Origin of the sequence: Pigmentiphaga sp. CHJ604 (genome assembly GCF_036972535.1) — a bacterium.
In the GTDB taxonomy this organism is placed as follows: domain Bacteria; phylum Pseudomonadota; class Gammaproteobacteria; order Burkholderiales; family Burkholderiaceae_B; genus Pigmentiphaga; species Pigmentiphaga daeguensis.
This window is the reverse complement of the sequence record NZ_CP136998.1, coordinates 3,585,654-3,604,198: the sequence shown is the minus strand read 5'-3', so window position 1 is coordinate 3,604,198 and position 18,545 is coordinate 3,585,654. Positions and strand designations below refer to the sequence as shown.

Here is an 18,545-nt window from a genome sequence, read left to right as displayed (position 1 = left end):
GATCACGGTTTCAGGACCACCTTCACGCAGCCGTCCTCCTTGTCGCGGAAGATCTCGTACATGTCCGGCCCGTCCTCCAGCGCCTCGCTGTGGGTGATGACGAAAGAGGGGTCGATCCGGCCCTCGGCGATGAGTTCGAGCAGGGCCTGGCTCCAGCGCTGGACGTGGGTCTGGCCCATGCGCCAGGTCAGTCCCTTGTTCATCGAGGCGCCGAACGGAATCTTGTCGATCAGCCCGCCGTAGACGCCGGGAATGGACAGCACGCCGGCCGGGCGGCAGACGTAGATCATTTCCCGCAGCACGTGGGGGCGGTCGCTTTCCAGCATCACCGCCTGCTTGGCCCGGTCGTACATGGCGTCCAGCGACCGGGCGGCGTGCGATTCCAGGCCCACCGCGTCTATGCACTTCTCCGGCCCCTTGCCGCCGGTCAGGTCGCGCAGGCGTTCGACCACGCTTTCCTGGTCGAAGTCGATGGGGATGGCGCCGGCCTGGGCCACCATGGCCAGGCGCTCGGGCACGTGATCGATGACCACCACCTGGCGGGCGCCTTGCAGCTGGGCGCTGCGCATGGCCATCAGTCCCACCGGGCCGGCTCCCCAGATGGCGACCGTGTCGGTGGGCTGGATGTCGCACTGGGCCGCCGCCTGCCAGCCGGTGGGAAGAATGTCGCCCAGGAACAGCACCTGTTCGTCCGGCAGGCCGGCGGGCACCTTGATGTGGGTGGAATCGGCGTGCGGCACGCGCACGTATTCGGCCTGCCCGCCGGCGTAGCCGCCCGTCAGGTGGGTGTAGCCGAACAGGCCCGCCGTGGAATGGCCGAAGGCCTTGTCGGCCAGCTCCTTGTTGCGATTGGTTCGTTCACACACCGAATAGTTGCCGCGCCGGCATTGCTCGCAGGCGCCGCAGGCAATGGTGAAGGGCACGACCACGCGATCGCCCACCTTCAGGTCGTGTGTGTCCGGTCCCGCCTCGACCACTTCGCCCATGAACTCGTGTCCCATGATGTCGCCGGATTTCATGCCGGGGATGAAGCCGTCGAACAAGTGCAGGTCGGAGCCGCAGATGGCGCAGGCGGAGACCTTGACGATGGCATCGCCCGGTTGCTCGATGCGGGGATCGGGCACGGTCTCGTACCGGATGTCCTTCTTGCCATGCCAGCACAGTGCTTTCATGACGTTCTCCTTCGTCATACGCGCCGGTTGCGCGGGCCTGGGCACGCAGCAAGCGCCGTGCCGCGCGCGTCGCGCACTAAAATCCACGCATGAGCAGCCATTTCCGCGTCCGCCGCATCGATATCGTCGTCTATCCCGGGTTCAAGTCGCTGGAGGCCATCGGTCCGCTGTGCGTGTTCGACTACGCCAACGTGCACCTGCGCAAGCGCGACCTGCCGCCGGCCTATCAGGTCGAGATCGCCGCGCCGCAACCGGGGGCGGTGCAGTCGGACACGCTGATGTCGCTGCACGCCGGCAAGGGACTGGACAGCCGCGATCTGCCCGATACCGCCATCCTGGTGGGGGCGCGCAACATCCAGGAAGCCATGCGGCATTCGTCGGCCATCGTCGACTGGGCGGCGGCGGTCGCGCCCCGCATCGCGCGGTTGGCCGCCCTGTGCTCGGGCAGTTTCTTTCTTGCTGAAGCAGGCCTGCTGGACGGCCGGCGCGCCACCACGCACTGGAGCGTGTCGCGCCTGCTCCAGCAGCGCTATCCGCGTATCGACGTACAGGCCGATGCGATCTATATCCGGCAGGGCAACATCTGGACCTCTGCCGGCGTCACGGCCGGCATAGACCTGGCGCTGGCCCTGGTGGAAGAGGATTGCGGCCGCGATCTCGCCCTGGAGGTCGCGCGCGACATGGTGGTCTACCTGAAGCGCCCGGGCGGGCAATCGCAGTTCAGCATGCACCTGGATAGCCAGACCACCAGCCATCCGGGCATACGCAAGACCCAGGACTGGATCCTGTCCAACCTGCACCAGCCGCTGGCCGTGCCGGAACTGGCCGCTCATGCGGCCATGAGCGTGCGCAATTTCACGCGCGTGTTCGTGCGCGAGACCGGCACCACGCCGCAGGCCTTCGTCGAGACGGCCAGGGTGGACCTGGTACGCCGGCTGCTCGAGGACGCGGCCCTGCCGCTCAAGACCGTGGCCGCGCGGGCCGGCTTCGGCTCGGATGCCCAGTTGCGCAAGGTGTTCCAGCGCCACCTGGGCGTGACGCCCCGCGCCTATCGCGAGCGTTTCGCCAGCGCGGGCGGCAGCAGGGGCGACTAGGCCTCGATCGGCAACCCGGTGAAGTTCTCCGAGAAGGCCCGCCGGCCCGGTTCGGATCCCGTCATGTAGTCCAGGTCGGCCCGCTGCAGGCGCCGGGCGAAGTCGCTCTGCCCCGGAAAGCTGTGCACCATGGTGCACAGGCCCGCCGAGAAGCGATGCACCAGCCACATGCGCCGCAGGCAGGTTTCCGAATAGCTGTCCAGGAGCCGGGCCGAACCTTGCCGGTAATACTCGACCAAGGCGCGGCCCAGTACCCGGATGTCGGCCACGGCGGAGTTCAGCCCCTTGGCGCCGGTGGGCGGAACGATGTGCGCCGCGTCGCCGGCCAGGAACAGGGCGCCGTGGCGCAGCGGCTCGACCTGGAAACTGCGCATGGCGGTCACGCCCTTTTGCACGATGGGGCCTTCGATCAGCGGCGGCATGCCGGGAACGTCCAGGCGTTCGTGCAGCGCGCTCCAGATGCGGTCGTCGGACCAGTTGTCCGGGTCGTCGTCCGGTTCGCATTGCAGGTAGAGGCGGCTGCGCGTGGGAGAGCGGAAGCTCAGCATGGCGAAGCCGGTCTCGTGGCAGCCCCAGGTCACGTCCGGCGCGGCCGGCGGAACCTCGGCCAGGATGCCCAGCCAGCCGAAGGGGTAGACGCGGTCGTAGGTCTTCATCACCGAGGCGGGAATGGCGTCGCGGCAGATGCCGTGAAAGCCGTCGCAGCCGGCGATGAAGTCGCAGCGCACCGGCCTGCCTTCGGGGCCGGCCAGGATCGTGGGGGCGGGGCCTTCCAGGCCCCGGACGGCGGTGACCGGGGTGTCGAAGCGCAGGTCGCCGCCGGCGGCCAGCCGCGCCTCGATCAGGTCGTGGACCACCTCGTGCTGCGGATAGACCATGACCGTGCGGCCGATTTCCCGGGCGAAGTCGATGCGGTGGGAGGCCTGGGCGTAGCGGAAGTCCAGGCTGGTCTGCGGCATGCCCAGGCGCCGCATGCGCTCGCCCAGTCCGACCTGCGCCAAGAGGTCGACGGTTCCTTGTTCCAGCACGCCGGCCCGCAGGCGCCCCTGCACGTGCTCGCGGCTGCGGTTGTCGAACACGATGGACTCGATGCCTTCCCGATGCAACAGGTGGGAGAGCAGGAGTCCTGCGGGGCCGGCGCCGACGATGCCGACCTGGGTGCGTTCGATCATGCCGGCTCCTCGAGGGTGATCAGTCCCATGCCGGTGGTCATGGGAGCGTAGTAGTTGCGATGCACGCGCCGCGCCTGGTTCGACAGCGCGCCGCGCATGACCAGCCACATGATCAGCTCGATGCCTTCGGCGCCATGGCGTTCCATCAGCGTCTGGTGGGTCAGCTCGCACAGGCTGCCGGGGTCGTGTTCGATCCGGTCCAGGAAGTCCTGGTCCCAGTCCTTGTCCATCCTGCCGAAGTGCGGGCCCGTCAATTGATGGGACATGCCGCCGGTGCCCAGGATGACGACGCGCAGGTCGCCGGGATAGGACTCCACGGCCCGCCGTATGGCCTGTCCGAGCCGGTAGCATCGGCGCGCGGTGGGTAGCGGATGCTGCAGGACATTGACGGCCAGCGGCACGGCCGCCACGTTCCACCCGGGGGTGTGCTCGAAGCACAGGTGCATGGGCACCAGGAAGCCGTGCTCGACCCGCATTTCCTGGCAGACCGTCAGGTCGAATTCGTCGTAGACCAGCGATTCGCACAGGTGCTGCGAGAATTCCAGGTGGCCGTCTATGGGCGGGAGCGGGCGCACGCCGAAGCCTTCGTCGGCGATGTCGTAGCGGTCGGCCGCGCCCACGGCGAAGGTGGGATACTTGTCGAAGAAGAAATCGGCGCCGTGGTCGTTGTAGACCATGATGGCCACGTCGGGCTTGAGTTCCTCCAGCCACTCGCGCACCGGGACATAGGCGTCGAACAGGGGACGCCAGGCCGGCGTGGCCTGCTTGCCGCGGTCGTAGGCCGCGCCGATGGAGGGCACGTGAGAGGTGCCTATGCCTGCGATGATGCGTCCCATGTCAGACCGCTCCCTTGTCGTTGCGGGTGGTCAGGAAGTCCTCGTAGCTTTCCCCGCGCATCCGCGCGCCCATGACATACAGGCCGTTGCCGGTGACCACGCCCAGCTTGAGCAGGAAATAGATGTTGGCGCCGGCGTCGAGCAGGCCGGTGAAATCGCGCGCACGTATCAGCGCCTTCTGCTCGTCGGACAGGCCGAAGCGCGTCATGTACGCCTCTTCATCCGCCCGGTAGGCGTCGCGGTTGGCGGCTTCGCTGAGCGAGTTGCAAAGCTTGTTGATGCGGTATCCCTTCCATGAAAGCCGCAGGTCGAAGACGTGCGAGTCGGCGATCGGCCGTGTCCGGTCGCGTTGGGGAAGTGCCATGGGCGATGCTCCTTGGGTAGAGGGAAAACGGCCAGGGCCGCGCCGGCGCGCGGCGTTGCGGCTGCTGTGCTTTTTGTGGAGAATGACTCTAGCTTTCATGTCCTTGATTGTTCTAATCAACCGCCGTCGGCGCAGGAGCGGCCATGTCCTTCGAGCAGCCCGCCAATTGCGAGGAACTCCTGAATTACCGGATCGCCAGGCTGCTGTCGGTCAGCGGGGCGCTGGTGATCCGGTTGTGCGAGGGCCGCTACGGCATCAGCCGGCGGGAATGGCGCCTGATCGCGATGCTGGCCGACTACGGCACGATGGCGCCTTCCGAGCTGGCCGAGCGCGCGCATACCGACCGGCCCCTGGTGTCCCGCGCCATCAGCGACCTGGTCGCCAAGGGGCTGGTGTCGCGGATCGGCCGCAGCAGCGACAGGCATCGCGTCGCCATCGAACTGACCGACAAGGGCAGGGCCCTGCATGCCGAACTTTTTCCCATCACCGCCGACATCAACGGCCGTATCCTCAAGGCGCTGCCACCGGAGGCAATCCAGGCGCTCGATGGCATGCTGGACGTCCTGACCGACACGGCCACGCGGCTCAACCAGGACTATCCGCTGAAGGAAAAGGCCGACCGCCGCAACGGCGGGAGCCGCCAGTTGGCTTCGTCCAGGCCGGACCTGGCGGACATCTGGTAGGCGGATGTTCCCGCGCGCCGGCGTCAATTGTTCGACGTCGCGCCCGACGCCTTGATCAGGCGTGCCCACTTCGCGATCTCGGCCTGCTGGAAGCGGCCCAACTGCTCCGGCGACGAAGCCGAGACCGTGAGGCCGTCCTGCACGAATGCGGCCCGCGTGGCGGGCTTGCCCATGGCGCGCGCGATTTCCTGGTTCAGCTTGAGCACGATGTCGGCCGGCGTGCCCTTGGGCGCGAACACCGAGAACCACAGCACGATCTCGTAGTCGGGCACGCCGGCCTCGATCATGGTCGGCAGTTCGGGCGCGGCGGGCGAGCGTTCGCGGCTGGTCACGGCCAGCGCCCGCAGCTTGCCCGAGCGCACGATGGGCATGCCGATGGCGACCGAGTCGAACAGGATGTCGGCATGGCCGCCCATGACGTCGCTGACCGCCTGCGCCGGACCGCGCGCGGGGATGTGGACCATGTCTATGCCCGCCAGCGACTTGAACAGGTCGCCCGACATGTGCCCGGAGGTGCCGATGCCCTGGGAGACGAAGTTGAGCGAACCGGGCTTGCGCCTGGCCAGCTGTATCAGTTCCTGCACGCTGTGCGCCGGCACCGAGGGATGCACCATGAGGACATTGGGCACCGTCGCCAGCAGGCTGACGGGCTCGAAGTCGCGCACCGCGTCGTAGGGCAGGTTGGCGAGCAGGGTGACGTTGATGGCGTGGGTCGCATGGGTGCCCAGCAGGATCGTGTAGCCGTCGGCCGGCGCCTTGGCCACCAGGTCGGCGCCTATGGTGCCTCCCGCGCCGGGCTTGTTCTCGACGATGACCGGCTGCTGCCAGGCCTCCTGCAGGTCGTGCGCCACGCTGCGCGCCAGCTTGTCGGTCAGTCCGCCGGGCGTGAAGGGGACGATGAAGCGGATGGGCCGGCTGGGATAGCCGTCGGCGGCGCCGGCACAGGCCTGCGTCGCCGCCAGGGCGAGCGCCAGGCCCGCCAGCAGTGACGAGGCACGAAGGAAACGAGGGTGCGGACGGTGGGACATGGTGGCCTCCTTGGCGGCACGCAAGCGGGTGGACGGGCAGGGGATGGGCTGGCGTCAGGACGCCGTCGAAGTGGCCGGGGCGGCGGCCGCCGAGTCGGCGGCTGCCATCTTCTCGATCATGCGGCGGGCACGGCTGGGGCCCGCGTCGATGCGCAGCCACGCCAGCTGCCGCACGCCGGTGGCATCCTGTTCGCGCTGCATGGCGGACACGATGACGTTGTCTTCTTCGAAGGTGCGGCCCATGTCGCGTATCAAGCGCTGGTCGAGTTCCTTGTCGTCCACGCCGAAGTTGCGCACGTGCAGCCAGAAGAAATGCGTGGCCGCATCCGTTTCGGGCGTCAGGAACTTGTAGCTGAACGCGCGCAGGCCGCGGTCCATGTTGGCTTCCGTGTGTTCCTGGCCGGCCTGCATCGTCACCACGTCCACGCGCGAGGTGCAGGGCGGGAAGAAGTGGTAGTACTGGCAGCGATCGGCCGGTCCGCTGAAGCTGGCGTTCCTGCGGTCGAGAGGGGGCGGCTCGGCATCGAGTGTCCAGCGGTAGGTCACGATGTGGCCCTCGCTTTCCTCGATGACGGGAAGTATGTCGCTCGATGCCGGATTGCCGATGGTGCCTGGATGGACGTAGGTCGTGTGCGCGGGGTCCTGGAGGTTCTCGACGATGTTCAGGTAGTGCGAGCGATGGTATTGGGGCTCGCCCCGGATGACCGTCCAGCCCGGCGTGCCATAGCGCTCGATGACGGGGATGAGCCGGGGGTCGGCGCGTTGCGCGTCTCCCATCCAGATCCAGGCGGCGCCGTATCTTTCCGTGATGGGAAAACTGCGGACCCGCGCGGCGGGCGGCACGTTCTCCTGGCCCGGGACGTGCACGCAAGCTCCGGTGCCGTCATAGCGCAGGCCGTGATAGCCGCATTGCAGCGTGTCGTCCACCACGCTGCCCAGCGACAGGGGGACGAGGCGGTGCGCGCAGCGGTCCAGCAGGGCGGCGAGCCGGCCGTCGCGCCGGCGGAAGGCCACGACGGGTTCGTCCAGTACCCGCCGGGCGAAGGGCCCGGTGCCGATTTCTGCGGTCCAGCCCAGTACGTACCAGGCATTGCGAACGACGTGCTCCACGGACGAATCTCCTTGAACCGGACCGCCACGGCGTGGCGGCTTCGATGCGGGAGACTCTATCGGCGGGGAAGTGAATTGTTCTATACAACGACGGGCGGGGGTTTTCCCGCCCGTCGCCGCGCCGGGCCGAGGGCCTGGGTCAGTACAGCACGACCGAGCGTATCGACTGTCCGCTCTTCATGAGGTCGAATCCCTCGTTGATGCGTTCGAGGGGCAGGGTGTGGGTGATGAGCTCGTCGATCCTGATCTTGCCGTCCATGTACCAGTCGACGATGGTAGGCACGTCGGTGCGTCCGCGGGCGCCGCCGAAGGCCGAGCCTTTCCATTCCCGGCCGGTGACCAGCTGGAAGGGCCGGGTGGCGATCTCGGCGCCGGCGGCGGCCACGCCGATGATGAAGGACTGGCCCCAGCCCTTGTGGCAGCACTCGAGCGCCTGGCGCATGGTGGTGGTGTTGCCGATGCACTCGAAGCTGTAGTCGGCCCCGCCGTCGGTGAGCTGGACGATGTGGTCGACGACGTTGGCGACGTCCTTGGGGTTGACGAAGTGGGTCATGCCGAACTGGCGGCCCAGGGCCTCGCGCTGGGGATTCAGGTCGATGCCGATGATCTTGTCGGCGCCCACCATCCTGGCGCCCTGGATGACGTTCAGGCCGATGCCGCCCAGCCCGAAGACCACGACGTTGGCGCCGGCCTCGACCTTGGCGCTGAAGACCACGGCGCCCACGCCGGTGGTCACGCCGCAGCCGATGTAGCAGGCCTTGTCGAAGGGAGCGTCCTCGCGGATCTTGGCCACGGCGATCTCGGGCACCACGATGTAGTTCGAGAAGGTCGAGGTGCCCATGTAGTGGTGGATGGGCTTGCCGTCCAGCGAGAAGCGGCTGGTGCCGTCGGGCATCAGGCCCTTGCCCTGGGTGGTGCGGATGGCCTGGCACAGGTTGGTCTTGCGCGACAGGCAGAACTTGCACTGGCGGCACTCGGGCGTGTAGAGCGGGATGACGTGGTCGCCCTTCTTCAGGGTCGAGACGCCGGGCCCGGCATCGACCACGATGCCCGCGCCCTCGTGGCCGAGGATGGCCGGGAACAGGCCCTCGGGGTCGGCGCCCGACAGGGTGTAGTAATCGGTGTGGCAGATGCCGGTGGCCTTGACTTCGATCAGCACCTCGCCGGCGCGCGGACCTTCCAGGTCCACTTCTTCGATGGTCAGGGGCGCGCCTGCCTTCCAGGCGATCGCGGCTTTGGTCTTCATGGGCTGCTCCTTTGGCGGCGTATGCGGCGGCAATATAGCCGCGCGTGCGCGGACAGCGGGCGCCCCGCCCCCAGGATGGCCGCCGGCCGCCGCAAATTGGCCGAAATGGGCTCCTCGGCCGTTTGCGGACGTCCGGTCAGTCGGCGCGGATGCCGAGCTGGCCGATGATGCCGCCCAGCCGGCGATGGTCGGCCGCCACCAGTTCCTTGAGCCGGGCGGGAGGGCCTCCCACCGGTTCGGCCGCGAAGTGCTTCAGCGTCTCGACCACGTCCGGCATGCGCAGGATCTCGTTCAGGTGCCGGTTGAGCAGCGCCACCACGTGGTCGGGCGTGCCCTTGGGCGCGAAGAAGCCGTGCCAGGCGCCCACCACGACCTCGGGGTAGCCGGACTCGGCGATGGTGGGCACGGTGGGCAGGAAGGACGAGCGCGCCGGATCGGTGACGGCGAGCGCGGTGACCTTGCCTGCCTGCAGGTATTGCGCGACGGTGCCCAGGGTGACGTAGCCCAGCGGCACGTGCCCGCCTATGATCTGGGCCGCGACGTTGGCGCGGTAGGGCACGTGCTGGATGCCGATGCCGGCGGCGCGGTTCAGCCATTCGCCGGCGATGTGCATGGGGGAGCCCGGGCCGGGCGTGCCGAAGGACAGTTGCCGCCCGCCGCGCGCGGCGTCCACCACGTCGGCCAGGGTCTTGAAGCCGGTGGCGGGATTGGCCACCAGGATCAGCGGGCAGATCGACGTCTGGACGATGGGGGCGAAGTCGTTCAGCACGTCGTAGGTCAGGGCCTCGGGTTTCATGACCAGGGGTGCGGTGGCCACGGTGTTGGGCGCGAACAGCAAGGTGTGGCCGTCCGGCGCGGCCTGGCTGACGTAGCGGCTGCCTATGGTGCCGGCCGCGCCGGGGCGGTTCAGGACCACCACGGGTTGCTTGAGCCGGGCCGACAGCTTGGCCGCGTAAAGACGCGCCATGGCGTCCGTGTCGCCGGTGGGGGCGTAGGCCACCACCAGGGTAATGGCTCGCGAGGGATAGGTTTCCTGCGCGCCGGCGGTCCAGGCCGCGGCCATGGCCAGCGCCGCCGCGCCGAATTGCCTGCGATGCATGTCCATGCTTGCTCCTTGGCTTGCGGACGCCGGTACGCGGCGCGGGGTGGTTTCAGCCTAAGGTAATGCCGAGCATGAAATATGTAAATACATTAAATATCAGAGTTTGTTCTGATATCGGCGTTGTAAAAATACATGTAAATGCATTTTTACGGGCTACAGCCGCTTGATGAACACCTGGCTGTTGCGGCTGCGGTCGTAGTGCGCCTGTTTGTCCTTGGGCAGGTCGGCCACGCTGCCCTGTGAGAAGCCGCGCTTGATGAACCAGTGCGCGGTGCGCGTGGTCAGTACGAACAGCCGCGTGATGCCCGCCGCCCGGGCACGGCTTTCGATGTGGCGCAGCAGCTTGTCGCCTTCGCCGGCGCCTTGCCACTGCGGATTGACCGTCAGCGCGGCCATCTCGGCCATTTTTTCCTCGGGATAGGTATACAGCGCCGCACAGCCGTAGATGACGCCGTCGTGTTCGCTGACCGAGAATTTCTCGACGTCGCGCTCGATGCTGCCGCGGCCGCGGCGTACCAGCGTGCCGTCGACCTCGAGCGGCTCGATCAGGTGGAGGATCGCGCCCACGTCGTCGATGGTGGCGGGGCGCAGGTCGTCCAGCGTGTCTTCCACGACCATGGTGCCCACGCCGTCGTGGGTGAATACTTCCAGCAGCACGCCGCCGTCCAGGTCGTAGGGCACCAGGTGCGCGCGCGCCACGCCCAGCTTGACCGCCCGCGAAGCGTGCTTGAGCACCACGGCCGTGCCTGCGTCCAGGTCGCCCTGGGCGATCAGCGCGTCGGCGTCCTCGCGTGCCAGCTCGGTGTCGACGTTGCCTTCCTTGTCGTGGAGGACAGGCGCGTCGGTCAGGAAGATCAGCTTTTCGGCGCGCAGCGCCACCGCCACGGCGGTGCCGACGTCTTCCATGGAAAGATTGAAGGCCTCGCCCGTGGGCGAGAAGCCCAGCGGCGACAGCAGCGCGATGGACCCCTGGCCCAGCGCCATGTTCAATGCCTCGGCGTCCACCTTGCGCACCTGGCCGGTGTGGCGGTAGTCGACGCCGTCGATGACGCCGACCGGCCGGGCGGTGATGAAGTTGCCCGAGATGACCCGGATATGGGAGTGGGACATGGGCGTATTGGGCAGGCCCTGGCTGAACGCCGCCTCGATGTCCAGGCGGATCTCGCCGGCCGCTTCTTTGGCGCATTCGAGCGCGGCCGTGTCGGTCATCTGCAGGCCGCGGCCGAACTGGAAGGGGATGCCCTTGAGCCGGAGCTGCTCGTTGACCTGGGGGCGCGAGCCGTGGACCAGCACCAGGCGTATGCCCAGGGCGCTGAGCAGCGAGAGGTCCTGGATCAGGACGTTCAGGGCGCCCGCCTGGACGAGTTCGCCGCCGAAAGCCACCACGAAGATCTTGCCGCGGAAGGCATGTACGTAGGGCGCCACTTCGCGGAACCACTGCACGAACCGGGCGTGCAGGTCGGAGGGGGCAGGATCGGGGTCGGGAGGTTGTGCGGCTGCGTTCATCCCAAAATTATAATGACGGGTTAATCCAAGTTCTTCTCATGGTCGCACAATCCCGCAAGAATGTGCCTTTGGCACGACGGCGCAACCCGGTTCCGCCCATTACCTACCCCGAAGACCTGCCCGTCAGCGGCCGGCGAGACGAGATCGCGCGCGCCCTGGCGGCGCACCAGGTCATCATCGTCAGCGGCGAGACCGGGTCGGGCAAGACCACCCAGCTGCCCAAGATATGCCTGGATGCCGGCCGCGGCGTGGCCGGCATGATCGGCCATACCCAGCCGCGGCGCCTGGCGGCGACCTCGGTGGCGCGCCGGATCGCCGAGGAGCTGGGCACGCCGCTGGGCGAGGTGGTGGGCTACCAGGTCCGTTTCAACGACCGCACGGCCCCGGGAGCCTCGGTCAAGCTCATGACCGACGGCATCCTGCTGGCCGAGTCGCAGCGCGATCCCTGGTTGCGCGCCTACGACACGCTCATCATCGACGAGGCGCACGAACGCAGCCTGAATATCGATTTCCTGCTGGGCTACCTGCGCCAGTTGCTGGCGCGGCGGCCCGATTTGAAACTGATCATTACGTCGGCAACCATAGACGCGGAGCGCTTCGCCCGGCATTTCAGCCTGCCCGGCCAGCCCGAGGTGCCCGTCATCAACGTCTCGGGACGCCTGTACCCGGTGGAGGTCCGCTACCGGCCGGTGGATACCCGCGGCATGCAGGCCAGCGACACCGACGAGCAGCCGGCCAGGAAAGCCGAACGGCCGCGCGAGAAGGAGAACCTGTCGCGCGACGAGGAACGCGACCTGATCGACGCCATCGTCGATGCCGTGGACGAGTGCGCCCGCCACGGCCCCGGCGACGTGCTGGTTTTCCTGCCCGGCGAGCGCGAGATCCGCGAGGCGGCCGAGGCCCTGCGCAAGCACCATCCGCCCGGTACCGAGGTGCTGCCGCTGTTTGCCCGGCTGTCGCAGGCCGAACAGGAGCGGGTCTTCCATCCCAAGGGCAGCGGCCGCCGCGTCGTCCTGGCCACCAACGTGGCCGAGACGTCGCTGACGGTGCCCGGCATACGCTTCGTGGTCGATACCGGCCTGGTCCGGATGAAGCGCTATTCGTGGCGCAACAAGGTCGAACAACTGCGCATCGAGCCGGTCAGCCAGGCTTCGGCCAACCAGCGGGCGGGCCGTTGCGGCCGTATCGGACCCGGCGTGTGCATCCGCCTGTACGAGGAGACCGACTACGCGGCGCGCCAGCCTTTCACCGACCCGGAGATCCTGCGCTCGTCGCTGGCCAGCGTCATCCTGCGCATGAAGTCCCTGAAGCTGGACGACATCGAGCAGTTCCCGTTCGTCGAGGCGCCGCCGGGGCGGGCCGTCGCCGACGGCTACCACCTCCTGCAGGAACTGGGCGCCATCGACGAGGACAACGCCTTGACGCCGGTGGGGCGCGAACTGGCGCGGCTGCCGGTCGACCCGCGCATCGGCCGCATGATCCTGGCCGCGCGCGACCAGTCCTGCCTGAGCGAGGTGCTGATCATCGCGGCGGCGCTGTCGGTGCAGGACCCGCGCGACCGCCCCATGGACGCGCAGGAGGCGGCCGACCAGGCCCATGCCAAGTTCGCCGACGAACGGTCCGAGTTCATGGCCTTCCTGAAGCTGTGGAAGTGGTTCAACGAAGCGGTCGAGCACAAGCAGTCGCAGCGCAAGCTGGTGGAGAACCTGCGCCAGAACTTCCTGTCGCCGGTGCGCATGCGTGAATGGCGCGACGTGCATTCGCAACTGGCGGCGGTGGTGGGCGAGCACGGCTGGCGCCTGAACCAGACCGAGGCCACGCTGGAGCAGATCCACCTGGCGCTGCTGTCCGGGCTGCTGGGCAACATCGGCTACAAGTCCGACGAAGAGGCCCAGTACCTGGGCGCGCGCGGCATACGCTTCTTCATCCATCCGGGCTCCCGCCTGGCGAAGAAGGCGGGGCGGTGGGTCGTGGCGGCCGAACTGGTCGAGACCTCGCGGCTGTTCGCGCGCTGTATCGCGCGCATTGACCCCACGTGGGTGGAGCGCGTGGGCGGCCACCTGCTGCGCAAGAACTGGTCCGATCCGCGTTGGGAAAAGAAGGAGGGGAGGGTGGTCGCCAACGAGCGCGCGACCCTCTACGGGCTGACCGTCTACGCCGGCCGCCGCGTCGATTATGGCCGCATCGATGCCCGCCAGGCGCGCGAGCTGTTCATCCGCGAGGCCCTGGTCACCGGCGAACTCGACAGCCGGCTGCCTTTCATCGCGCACAACCGCAAGCTGGTCGCCGAAATCGAGAAGCTCGAGCACAAGTCGCGCCGGCCCGACATCCTGGTCGACGAAGACCTGATCTACGCGTTCTACGACCGGCAGGTGCCGGCCGACGTGAACCGGGTGGTGACGCTGGAGAAATGGTACCAGGACGAGGCGCGCAAGCCCGGGGGCGACAAGCTGCTGTTCCTGTCGCGCGACGAACTGATGCGGCACGAGGCCGCGGGCGTCACGACCGAGGTGTTTCCCAAGAAGCTGTCGCTGCACGGCATCGACATGGCGCTCGATTATCACTTCGAGCCGGGCTCGCCGCGCGACGGGGTGACGCTGTCGGTACCGCTGTTCGCGCTGAACCAGCTCGATCCGGCACGCTGCGAGTGGCTGGTGCCGGGCCTGCTGAAGGAGAAGGTCCATCTGCTGCTGAAGTCGCTGCCGCAGAAGCTGCGCCGGCACTGCGTGCCGCTGCCCGAATACGCGGCGGGTTTCTACGACCGCTGGTTCGAGCGGGCGCAGAAGCCGGACCGCGGGCTGGTCGAGGCGCTGATCGCCGACGTGCGCGAGCAGACCACGGTGCAGCTGGCGCCGTCGGATTTCAAGCAGGAGACGCTGCCGGCGCATTTGTCGATGAATTTCCGCGTGGTGGACGAGCACGGCCGCATGCTGGACATGAGCCGCAACCTGTCGCACCTGAAGGCGCAACTGGGGCGCGAGGCGCAGGCCACGTTCCAGCAGGTGGCCGCGCGCGACAAGGAGGTGGCGCAGGCGTTGGCGCACGAGAACCTGACGGACTGGACCTTCGGGCCCCTGCCCGAGCTGATGGAGATCAGGCGCGGCGGCCTGTCGGTGATCGGCTATCCGGCGCTGGTGGATCGCGTCACGCACTGCGACCTGGACGTGTTCGACGATCCCGACGAGGCCGCGCGCCATCATCGCGCGGGGCTGTTGCGCCTGTTCCGGCTGCAGTTGAAGGAGCAGGTCAAGTTCCTGGAGAAGAACCTGACCGGCATGACGCAGATGAGCATGCTCTACATGCCGCTGGGCACGCAGGAGGAACTGCGCGACCAGATCGTGGATGCGGCGCTGGCGCAGGCCTGCCTGGCGGATCCCTGGCCGGCGGACGCGGAGTCATTCGCGCAGCGGCGCGCCGAGGGCAAGGGCAGGGTAGGACTGTTGGCGCAGGAAATCGCGCGCCTGGTGGCGGCGGTGCTGACCGAATGGGCCGCCGCGCAGCGCAAGCTGCCGCAGGCCAAGCCGCATGCCGCGGCCCATGCGGACATGGAGCAGCAGATGCGCGGGCTGATGGGGAAGTGGTTCGTGCGCGATACGCCGTTCTCGCAGTTGTCGCATTTCCCGCGGTATTTCAAGGCGGTCCAGGCGCGCATCGACAAGCTGCGCGCGGATCCGGCGCGCGATGCGCGCCTGCTGGCGGACCTGAACCAGTTGCTGGCGCCCTATCAGCGGGCGCGGGCGGCGCGCAAGGGCGTGCCGGACGCGAAGTTGGACGAGTTCCGGTGGATGCTGGAGGAATTGCGGGTGGCGTTGTTCGCGCAGGAGTTGAGGACGCCCATGCCGGTTTCGGTCAAGCGCTTGCAAAAGCTGTGGGAGTCCGTGACGCGATAGGCGTCAGAGGCGTATGTAGGCGCGGATGAAGTCGGCGAAGGTCTGGGCGGCAGGGGAGAGCGACCGCTGGCGGTGACGCAGCAGCGAGATCGGACGCACGATGGTCTGCGGTTCGAACAGCCGCATGTCGACGTTTTCGTATTTCTCGACGATGGGGCGGGTGTGGCCGGGGATAAGCGCCACGCCCAGCCCGGCATCGACCAGGCCGATGGCGGTCCAGACGAACGAGACCTCGTAGGCGGGCTTGAGGCGCACGTTCGCCAATGCCGCGTGGTAGTCGACGAAATGACGGGTGGGGTTCTGCGCCTGTAGCGCGATATAGGGATGGGTGGTGACGTCCGCCCAGGATACGCGTCGCCGCTTGGTCCAGCCGTAGGTGCGGGGATGGATCAGGGCCAGGTGGTCGGTCAGGAAGGGCTCCTCTTCGACGAACGGCGACTCCGAAGGCGGGACGCTGAGCGCCAGGTCCGCTTCGCCGTCGGCGACCAGGTCCACGATCCCGCTGCCTACGCTATCCCGCAGGATCACGGTGATGTGGGGGTGGCGCGCCGTGAACGCGCCGATCACGCGCGGCAACAGCAGCGACGATAGTACCGGCGAGCAGGCGAATCTCACTCGTCCCCGGCGACGCGCCACCAGGTCGCGCGAACCGCTTATCGCCGCGCCCAGGTCCTGCAGTACGCGCGCCGCGGTCGGCTGCAGTTCCTCGCCCGCGTCAGTCAGCCTTACCGTGCGGGTCGTGCGGTCGAACAGCTTGAGTTCCAGTTCCGATTCCAATTCCCGCACCAGCTGGCTGACGGCCGATTGCGAGAGGCTGAGCCGCGCGGCCGCCTCGGTGAAGCTCCTGGCTTCGGCCACGCAGACGAAGGCGCGCAGTTGCTTGAGAGAGAGATTGCCCAGCGACGGATGAACATTGCTCATTAGGCCACCTACTTAATCGATCAAAATAAATTGTTGGGATAATCAATAGGCCTGGAGTGTAATCGTCGCCACTACAACGAGAGTGGACGGAGACAACGATGGCACTGGCGATATCCGCTGACTTGAAGAGGCGTTCGAGGCGCCGCTCACTGGTGGCCTGGCTGTCCTGTTGCATGTTGCTGCCGTCGGTCGCGCTGGCGGCGGGCTATCCGCAACACATGGTCAAGATCATCATTCCTGCCTCGGCCGGCACAACGGGCGATCTGATCGCGCGCCTGATGGCGCCCAAGTTGGCGCAGCGCTGGGGGGTGCCGGTGGTGGTCGACAACAAGGTCGGCGCAGGCGGTTCCATAGGCATGGACTTCGTCGCGAAGGAGTTGCCCGACGGCCATACCTTGCTGATGTCGATCACCGCCTTCAGCACGCTGGCGGCCGTGCGCTCGAACCTGCCCTACGATCCCGCCACCGCCTTCGCGCCCGTGGCCTTGGTAGGCAAGAGCCCGCTGGCGCTGATCGTGAGCAATGACGTGCCGGCCGCGAGCGTGGGCGAATTCCTGGGCTACCTGAGGAAACTGCCCCCCGGCAAATTCAACTACGCCTCGCCGGGTGTGGGCAGCGTGCACCACCTGACCATGGAACTGTTCCAGCAGGAGAACGGCGTCAAGATGACGCACGTCCCGTACAGGGCCACCAGCAGCGTGCTGAACGACCTGGCAGCCGGCCAGGTGCAGGCCAGTTTCGTCGTGCTGCAGACGGCGGCCTCGCTGGTACGGTCGGGAAAAATGCGCATGCTGGCGGTGGTCGCCGATGATCGCGTCCCCCAGTTTCCGAATGTGCCGACGTTGAGCGAGCTGGGTATGAAGAAGATGGTGCTCGAGACGTGGGTGGGCGTGCATGCCCCGGCGGGCACGCCGCCGGCGATCATCGACAAGGTCAATGCCGACGTCAACGACCTGCTCCGGCTACCCGACGTGCAGGCGGCGTTCGATCAGATGGGCGTGGCGAGCGTGGGAGGTTCGCCCGCGATCCTGAACGACTGGGTACGGCGCGAGATCGCGACCTGGCGCGATGTGGCGGCACGAGCCGGCCTGGCGCTCGACTGAGCATCGCCCGGACTTTCAATTTCTGACGAAGACGACATGGTTACGAAAGCACAAAACACGCAACTGGTGCAGACCGGCCCCGGCACGCCCATGGGCAGCCTGTTCCGCCGTTATTGGATCCCGGCCTTGCTGTCCGAGGAACTGCGCGAGCCCGACGGGCCGCCGGTGCGCGTCAAGCTCTTGTCCGAGAATCTGCTGGCATTCCGCGACACGCAGGGGCGGGTGGCGCTGATCGACGAGTTCTGCGCGCACCGACGGGTCTCGCTATGGTTCGGCCGCATCGAAATGGACGGCATTCGCTGCCCCTATCACGGCTGGAAATACGACTTCCGGGGCCAGTGCACGGAAGTACCGTCGGAGCCCGCCGGCAGCCATTTCAGCAAGAGCGTGAAGCTGACTTCCTATCCCTGCGTGGAGCGAGGGGGAGTGGTGTGGACCTATATGGGGCCGCCGGAGCTGCAGCCGGCATTCCCGGAGTTCGAATGGGCGATGGTGCCCGACTCGCATCGCTACGTCTGCAAGCGGATACAGGAAAACAATTACCTGCAGGCAATGGAGGGGGGCATCGATTCCAGCCACGTTTCGTTCCTGCATAGCGGCGAACTGCATACCGATCCGCTGCACAAGGGGACGAAAGGAGCGCAGTACCAGCAGGACACGGCCCCCAAGCTCGAGGTCATGGAGTCCGATGGCGGGCTGGTCATCGGTGCGCGCCGCCGTGCCGACGAGGGCCATAGCTACTGGCGGGTGACCCAGTGGATCATGCCGTGGTACACGATGATTCCGCCGTATGGCGACCATGCCTTGCATGGCCATGCCTGGGTGCCGATGGACGACGAGAATTGCTATGCCTGGAGCATGACCCACCATCCTTCCCGGGCGCTGAAGCCGGAGGAACTGGAGGCCATGCAGAACGGGCAGGGGATCTATGCCGAGCTGATTCCGGGCACCTATCGCACGGTGGCGAACAAGCGAAACGATTATCTGATCGACCGCGAAGCCCAGAAGAAGGGAACGCTGTACAGCGGGGTCAGGGGCATCGCCATGCAGGATGCGTCGCTGCAGGAAAGCATGGGTCCCATCGTCGACCGGAGCCTGGAGCGGCTGGCGGCTACCGACATCGCCATCGTCAGGGCACGCCGGCGTCTGCTGGCGGCGGCCGGCAACCTGGGTACGGACGCGCCGTTGCCCGGGCTGGACCCGGCCACGCACAGGGTGCGCTCGGCCTCGTTCGTGCTGCCGGAGGACGTGCCGCTGGAACAAGTGCTGAAGGATGCGACGGCCAAGACCGATACCGAACACACCTCCATCTAGGATG

The 18,545-nt window shown here is 67.4% G+C and carries 15 protein-coding genes; 5 read left to right on the top strand and 10 right to left on the bottom strand.

Features of this window, described 5'->3' with window-relative positions:
- Positions 1-2: 2 nt before the first annotated feature.
- Positions 3-1,172, bottom strand: coding sequence for a zinc-dependent alcohol dehydrogenase (locus tag R4823_RS17395; protein WP_087841296.1), 1,170 nt, complete (start codon positions 1,170-1,172; stop codon positions 3-5).
- Between the two features lie 89 nt (positions 1,173-1,261).
- Here R4823_RS17395 and R4823_RS17390 point away from each other — a divergent pair, with 89 nt between their 5' ends.
- A complete protein-coding gene (locus tag R4823_RS17390) occupies positions 1,262-2,266 on the top strand; it encodes a GlxA family transcriptional regulator (protein ID WP_087841295.1) in 1,005 nt (334 codons plus the stop codon).
- On the opposite strand, the gene R4823_RS17385 is transcribed toward R4823_RS17390, so the two are convergent.
- The 3 genes from R4823_RS17385 to R4823_RS17375 are packed head-to-tail and all read right to left on the bottom strand — an operon-like array spanning position 2,263 to position 4,638.
- The gene (locus R4823_RS17385; RefSeq protein ID WP_087841294.1) at positions 2,263-3,438 is read right to left on the bottom strand and encodes a 4-hydroxybenzoate 3-monooxygenase; all 1,176 of its coding nucleotides are present in this window, start codon (positions 3,436-3,438) and stop codon (positions 2,263-2,265) included. The two genes, R4823_RS17390 and R4823_RS17385, sit on opposite strands and share 4 nt — an antisense overlap.
- Positions 3,435-4,274 carry a class III extradiol dioxygenase family protein gene (locus R4823_RS17380; RefSeq protein ID WP_087841293.1) on the bottom strand — a complete coding sequence of 280 codons (840 nt, stop codon included), beginning with the start codon at positions 4,272-4,274 and terminating at the stop codon, positions 3,435-3,437. Before R4823_RS17380 ends, R4823_RS17385 begins: the two co-directional genes overlap by 4 nt.
- 1 nt (position 4,275) lies before the next feature.
- Positions 4,276-4,638 carry a protocatechuate 3,4-dioxygenase gene (locus tag R4823_RS17375; protein WP_338615598.1) on the bottom strand — a complete coding sequence of 121 codons (363 nt, stop codon included), beginning with the start codon at positions 4,636-4,638 and terminating at the stop codon, positions 4,276-4,278.
- Between the two features lie 143 nt (positions 4,639-4,781).
- Here R4823_RS17375 and R4823_RS17370 point away from each other — a divergent pair, with 143 nt between their 5' ends.
- Positions 4,782-5,321, top strand: a complete 540-nt coding sequence (locus R4823_RS17370) for a MarR family transcriptional regulator (protein ID WP_087841291.1) — start codon at positions 4,782-4,784, stop codon at positions 5,319-5,321.
- A 23-nt stretch (positions 5,322-5,344) separates the two neighbouring features.
- Here the strand turns inward: R4823_RS17370 and R4823_RS17365 are convergent, their stop codons facing one another.
- The 5 genes from R4823_RS17365 to argA form a co-directional block, all read right to left on the bottom strand.
- Positions 5,345-6,349, bottom strand: coding sequence for a tripartite tricarboxylate transporter substrate binding protein (locus R4823_RS17365; RefSeq protein WP_087841290.1), 1,005 nt, complete (start codon positions 6,347-6,349; stop codon positions 5,345-5,347).
- Between the two features lie 54 nt (positions 6,350-6,403).
- Positions 6,404-7,459, bottom strand: coding sequence for an aromatic ring-hydroxylating dioxygenase subunit alpha (locus R4823_RS17360; RefSeq protein WP_176400843.1), 1,056 nt, complete (start codon positions 7,457-7,459; stop codon positions 6,404-6,406).
- A gap of 139 nt (positions 7,460-7,598) precedes the next feature.
- Positions 7,599-8,705: an S-(hydroxymethyl)glutathione dehydrogenase/class III alcohol dehydrogenase gene (locus R4823_RS17355; RefSeq protein ID WP_338615596.1), complete on the bottom strand. Its 1,107-nt coding sequence runs from the start codon at positions 8,703-8,705 to the stop codon at positions 7,599-7,601.
- Between the two features lie 136 nt (positions 8,706-8,841).
- Positions 8,842-9,810: a tripartite tricarboxylate transporter substrate-binding protein gene (locus tag R4823_RS17350; RefSeq protein ID WP_279815106.1), complete on the bottom strand. Its 969-nt coding sequence runs from the start codon at positions 9,808-9,810 to the stop codon at positions 8,842-8,844.
- Positions 9,811-9,960: 150 nt separating this feature from the next.
- Positions 9,961-11,313 carry an amino-acid N-acetyltransferase gene (gene argA / locus R4823_RS17345; protein WP_087839122.1) on the bottom strand — a complete coding sequence of 451 codons (1,353 nt, stop codon included), beginning with the start codon at positions 11,311-11,313 and terminating at the stop codon, positions 9,961-9,963.
- On the opposite strand from argA, the gene hrpA reads away from it, so the two are divergent.
- Positions 11,304-15,203 (top strand): ATP-dependent RNA helicase HrpA, encoded by a 3,900-nt coding sequence (hrpA, locus tag R4823_RS17340; RefSeq protein WP_279815339.1) that lies wholly within the window; start codon positions 11,304-11,306, stop codon positions 15,201-15,203. The two genes, argA and hrpA, sit on opposite strands and share 10 nt — an antisense overlap.
- A 3-nt stretch (positions 15,204-15,206) precedes the next feature.
- Here hrpA and R4823_RS17335 read toward each other — a convergent pair whose 3' ends face one another.
- The gene (locus R4823_RS17335; protein WP_279815109.1) at positions 15,207-16,124 is read right to left on the bottom strand and encodes a LysR family transcriptional regulator; all 918 of its coding nucleotides are present in this window, start codon (positions 16,122-16,124) and stop codon (positions 15,207-15,209) included.
- A 173-nt stretch (positions 16,125-16,297) separates the two neighbouring features.
- On the opposite strand from R4823_RS17335, the gene R4823_RS17330 reads away from it, so the two are divergent.
- Together R4823_RS17330 and R4823_RS17325 are read left to right on the top strand one after the other, a co-directional pair.
- A complete protein-coding gene (locus tag R4823_RS17330; RefSeq protein ID WP_279815110.1) occupies positions 16,298-17,227 on the top strand; it encodes a tripartite tricarboxylate transporter substrate binding protein in 930 nt (309 codons plus the stop codon).
- Positions 17,228-17,263: 36 nt separating this feature from the next.
- Positions 17,264-18,541 carry a Rieske 2Fe-2S domain-containing protein gene (locus R4823_RS17325; protein ID WP_132980427.1) on the top strand — a complete coding sequence of 426 codons (1,278 nt, stop codon included), beginning with the start codon at positions 17,264-17,266 and terminating at the stop codon, positions 18,539-18,541.
- Positions 18,542-18,545 lie beyond the last annotated feature (4 nt).

Bases quoted from the DNA above. Each gene is read 5' to 3' on its own strand.
- argA (WP_087839122.1), bottom strand. From the start codon at position 11,313: ATGAACGCAGCCGCACAACCTCCCGACCCCGATCCTGCCCCCTCCGAC.
- R4823_RS17390 (WP_087841295.1), top strand. From the start codon at position 1,262: ATGAGCAGCCATTTCCGCGTCCGCCGCATCGATATCGTCGTCTATCCC.
- R4823_RS17325 (WP_132980427.1), top strand. From the start codon at position 17,264: ATGGTTACGAAAGCACAAAACACGCAACTGGTGCAGACCGGCCCCGGC.
- R4823_RS17365 (WP_087841290.1), bottom strand. From the start codon at position 6,349: ATGTCCCACCGTCCGCACCCTCGTTTCCTTCGTGCCTCGTCACTGCTG.
- R4823_RS17350 (WP_279815106.1), bottom strand. From the start codon at position 9,810: ATGGACATGCATCGCAGGCAATTCGGCGCGGCGGCGCTGGCCATGGCC.
- R4823_RS17385 (WP_087841294.1), bottom strand. From the start codon at position 3,438: ATGATCGAACGCACCCAGGTCGGCATCGTCGGCGCCGGCCCCGCAGGA.
- R4823_RS17370 (WP_087841291.1), top strand. From the start codon at position 4,782: ATGTCCTTCGAGCAGCCCGCCAATTGCGAGGAACTCCTGAATTACCGG.
- R4823_RS17380 (WP_087841293.1), bottom strand. From the start codon at position 4,274: ATGGGACGCATCATCGCAGGCATAGGCACCTCTCACGTGCCCTCCATC.
- R4823_RS17330 (WP_279815110.1), top strand. From the start codon at position 16,298: ATGTTGCTGCCGTCGGTCGCGCTGGCGGCGGGCTATCCGCAACACATG.
- R4823_RS17375 (WP_338615598.1), bottom strand. From the start codon at position 4,638: ATGGCACTTCCCCAACGCGACCGGACACGGCCGATCGCCGACTCGCAC.
- R4823_RS17395 (WP_087841296.1), bottom strand. From the start codon at position 1,172: ATGAAAGCACTGTGCTGGCATGGCAAGAAGGACATCCGGTACGAGACC.
- R4823_RS17355 (WP_338615596.1), bottom strand. From the start codon at position 8,705: ATGAAGACCAAAGCCGCGATCGCCTGGAAGGCAGGCGCGCCCCTGACC.
- R4823_RS17335 (WP_279815109.1), bottom strand. From the start codon at position 16,124: ATGAGCAATGTTCATCCGTCGCTGGGCAATCTCTCTCTCAAGCAACTG.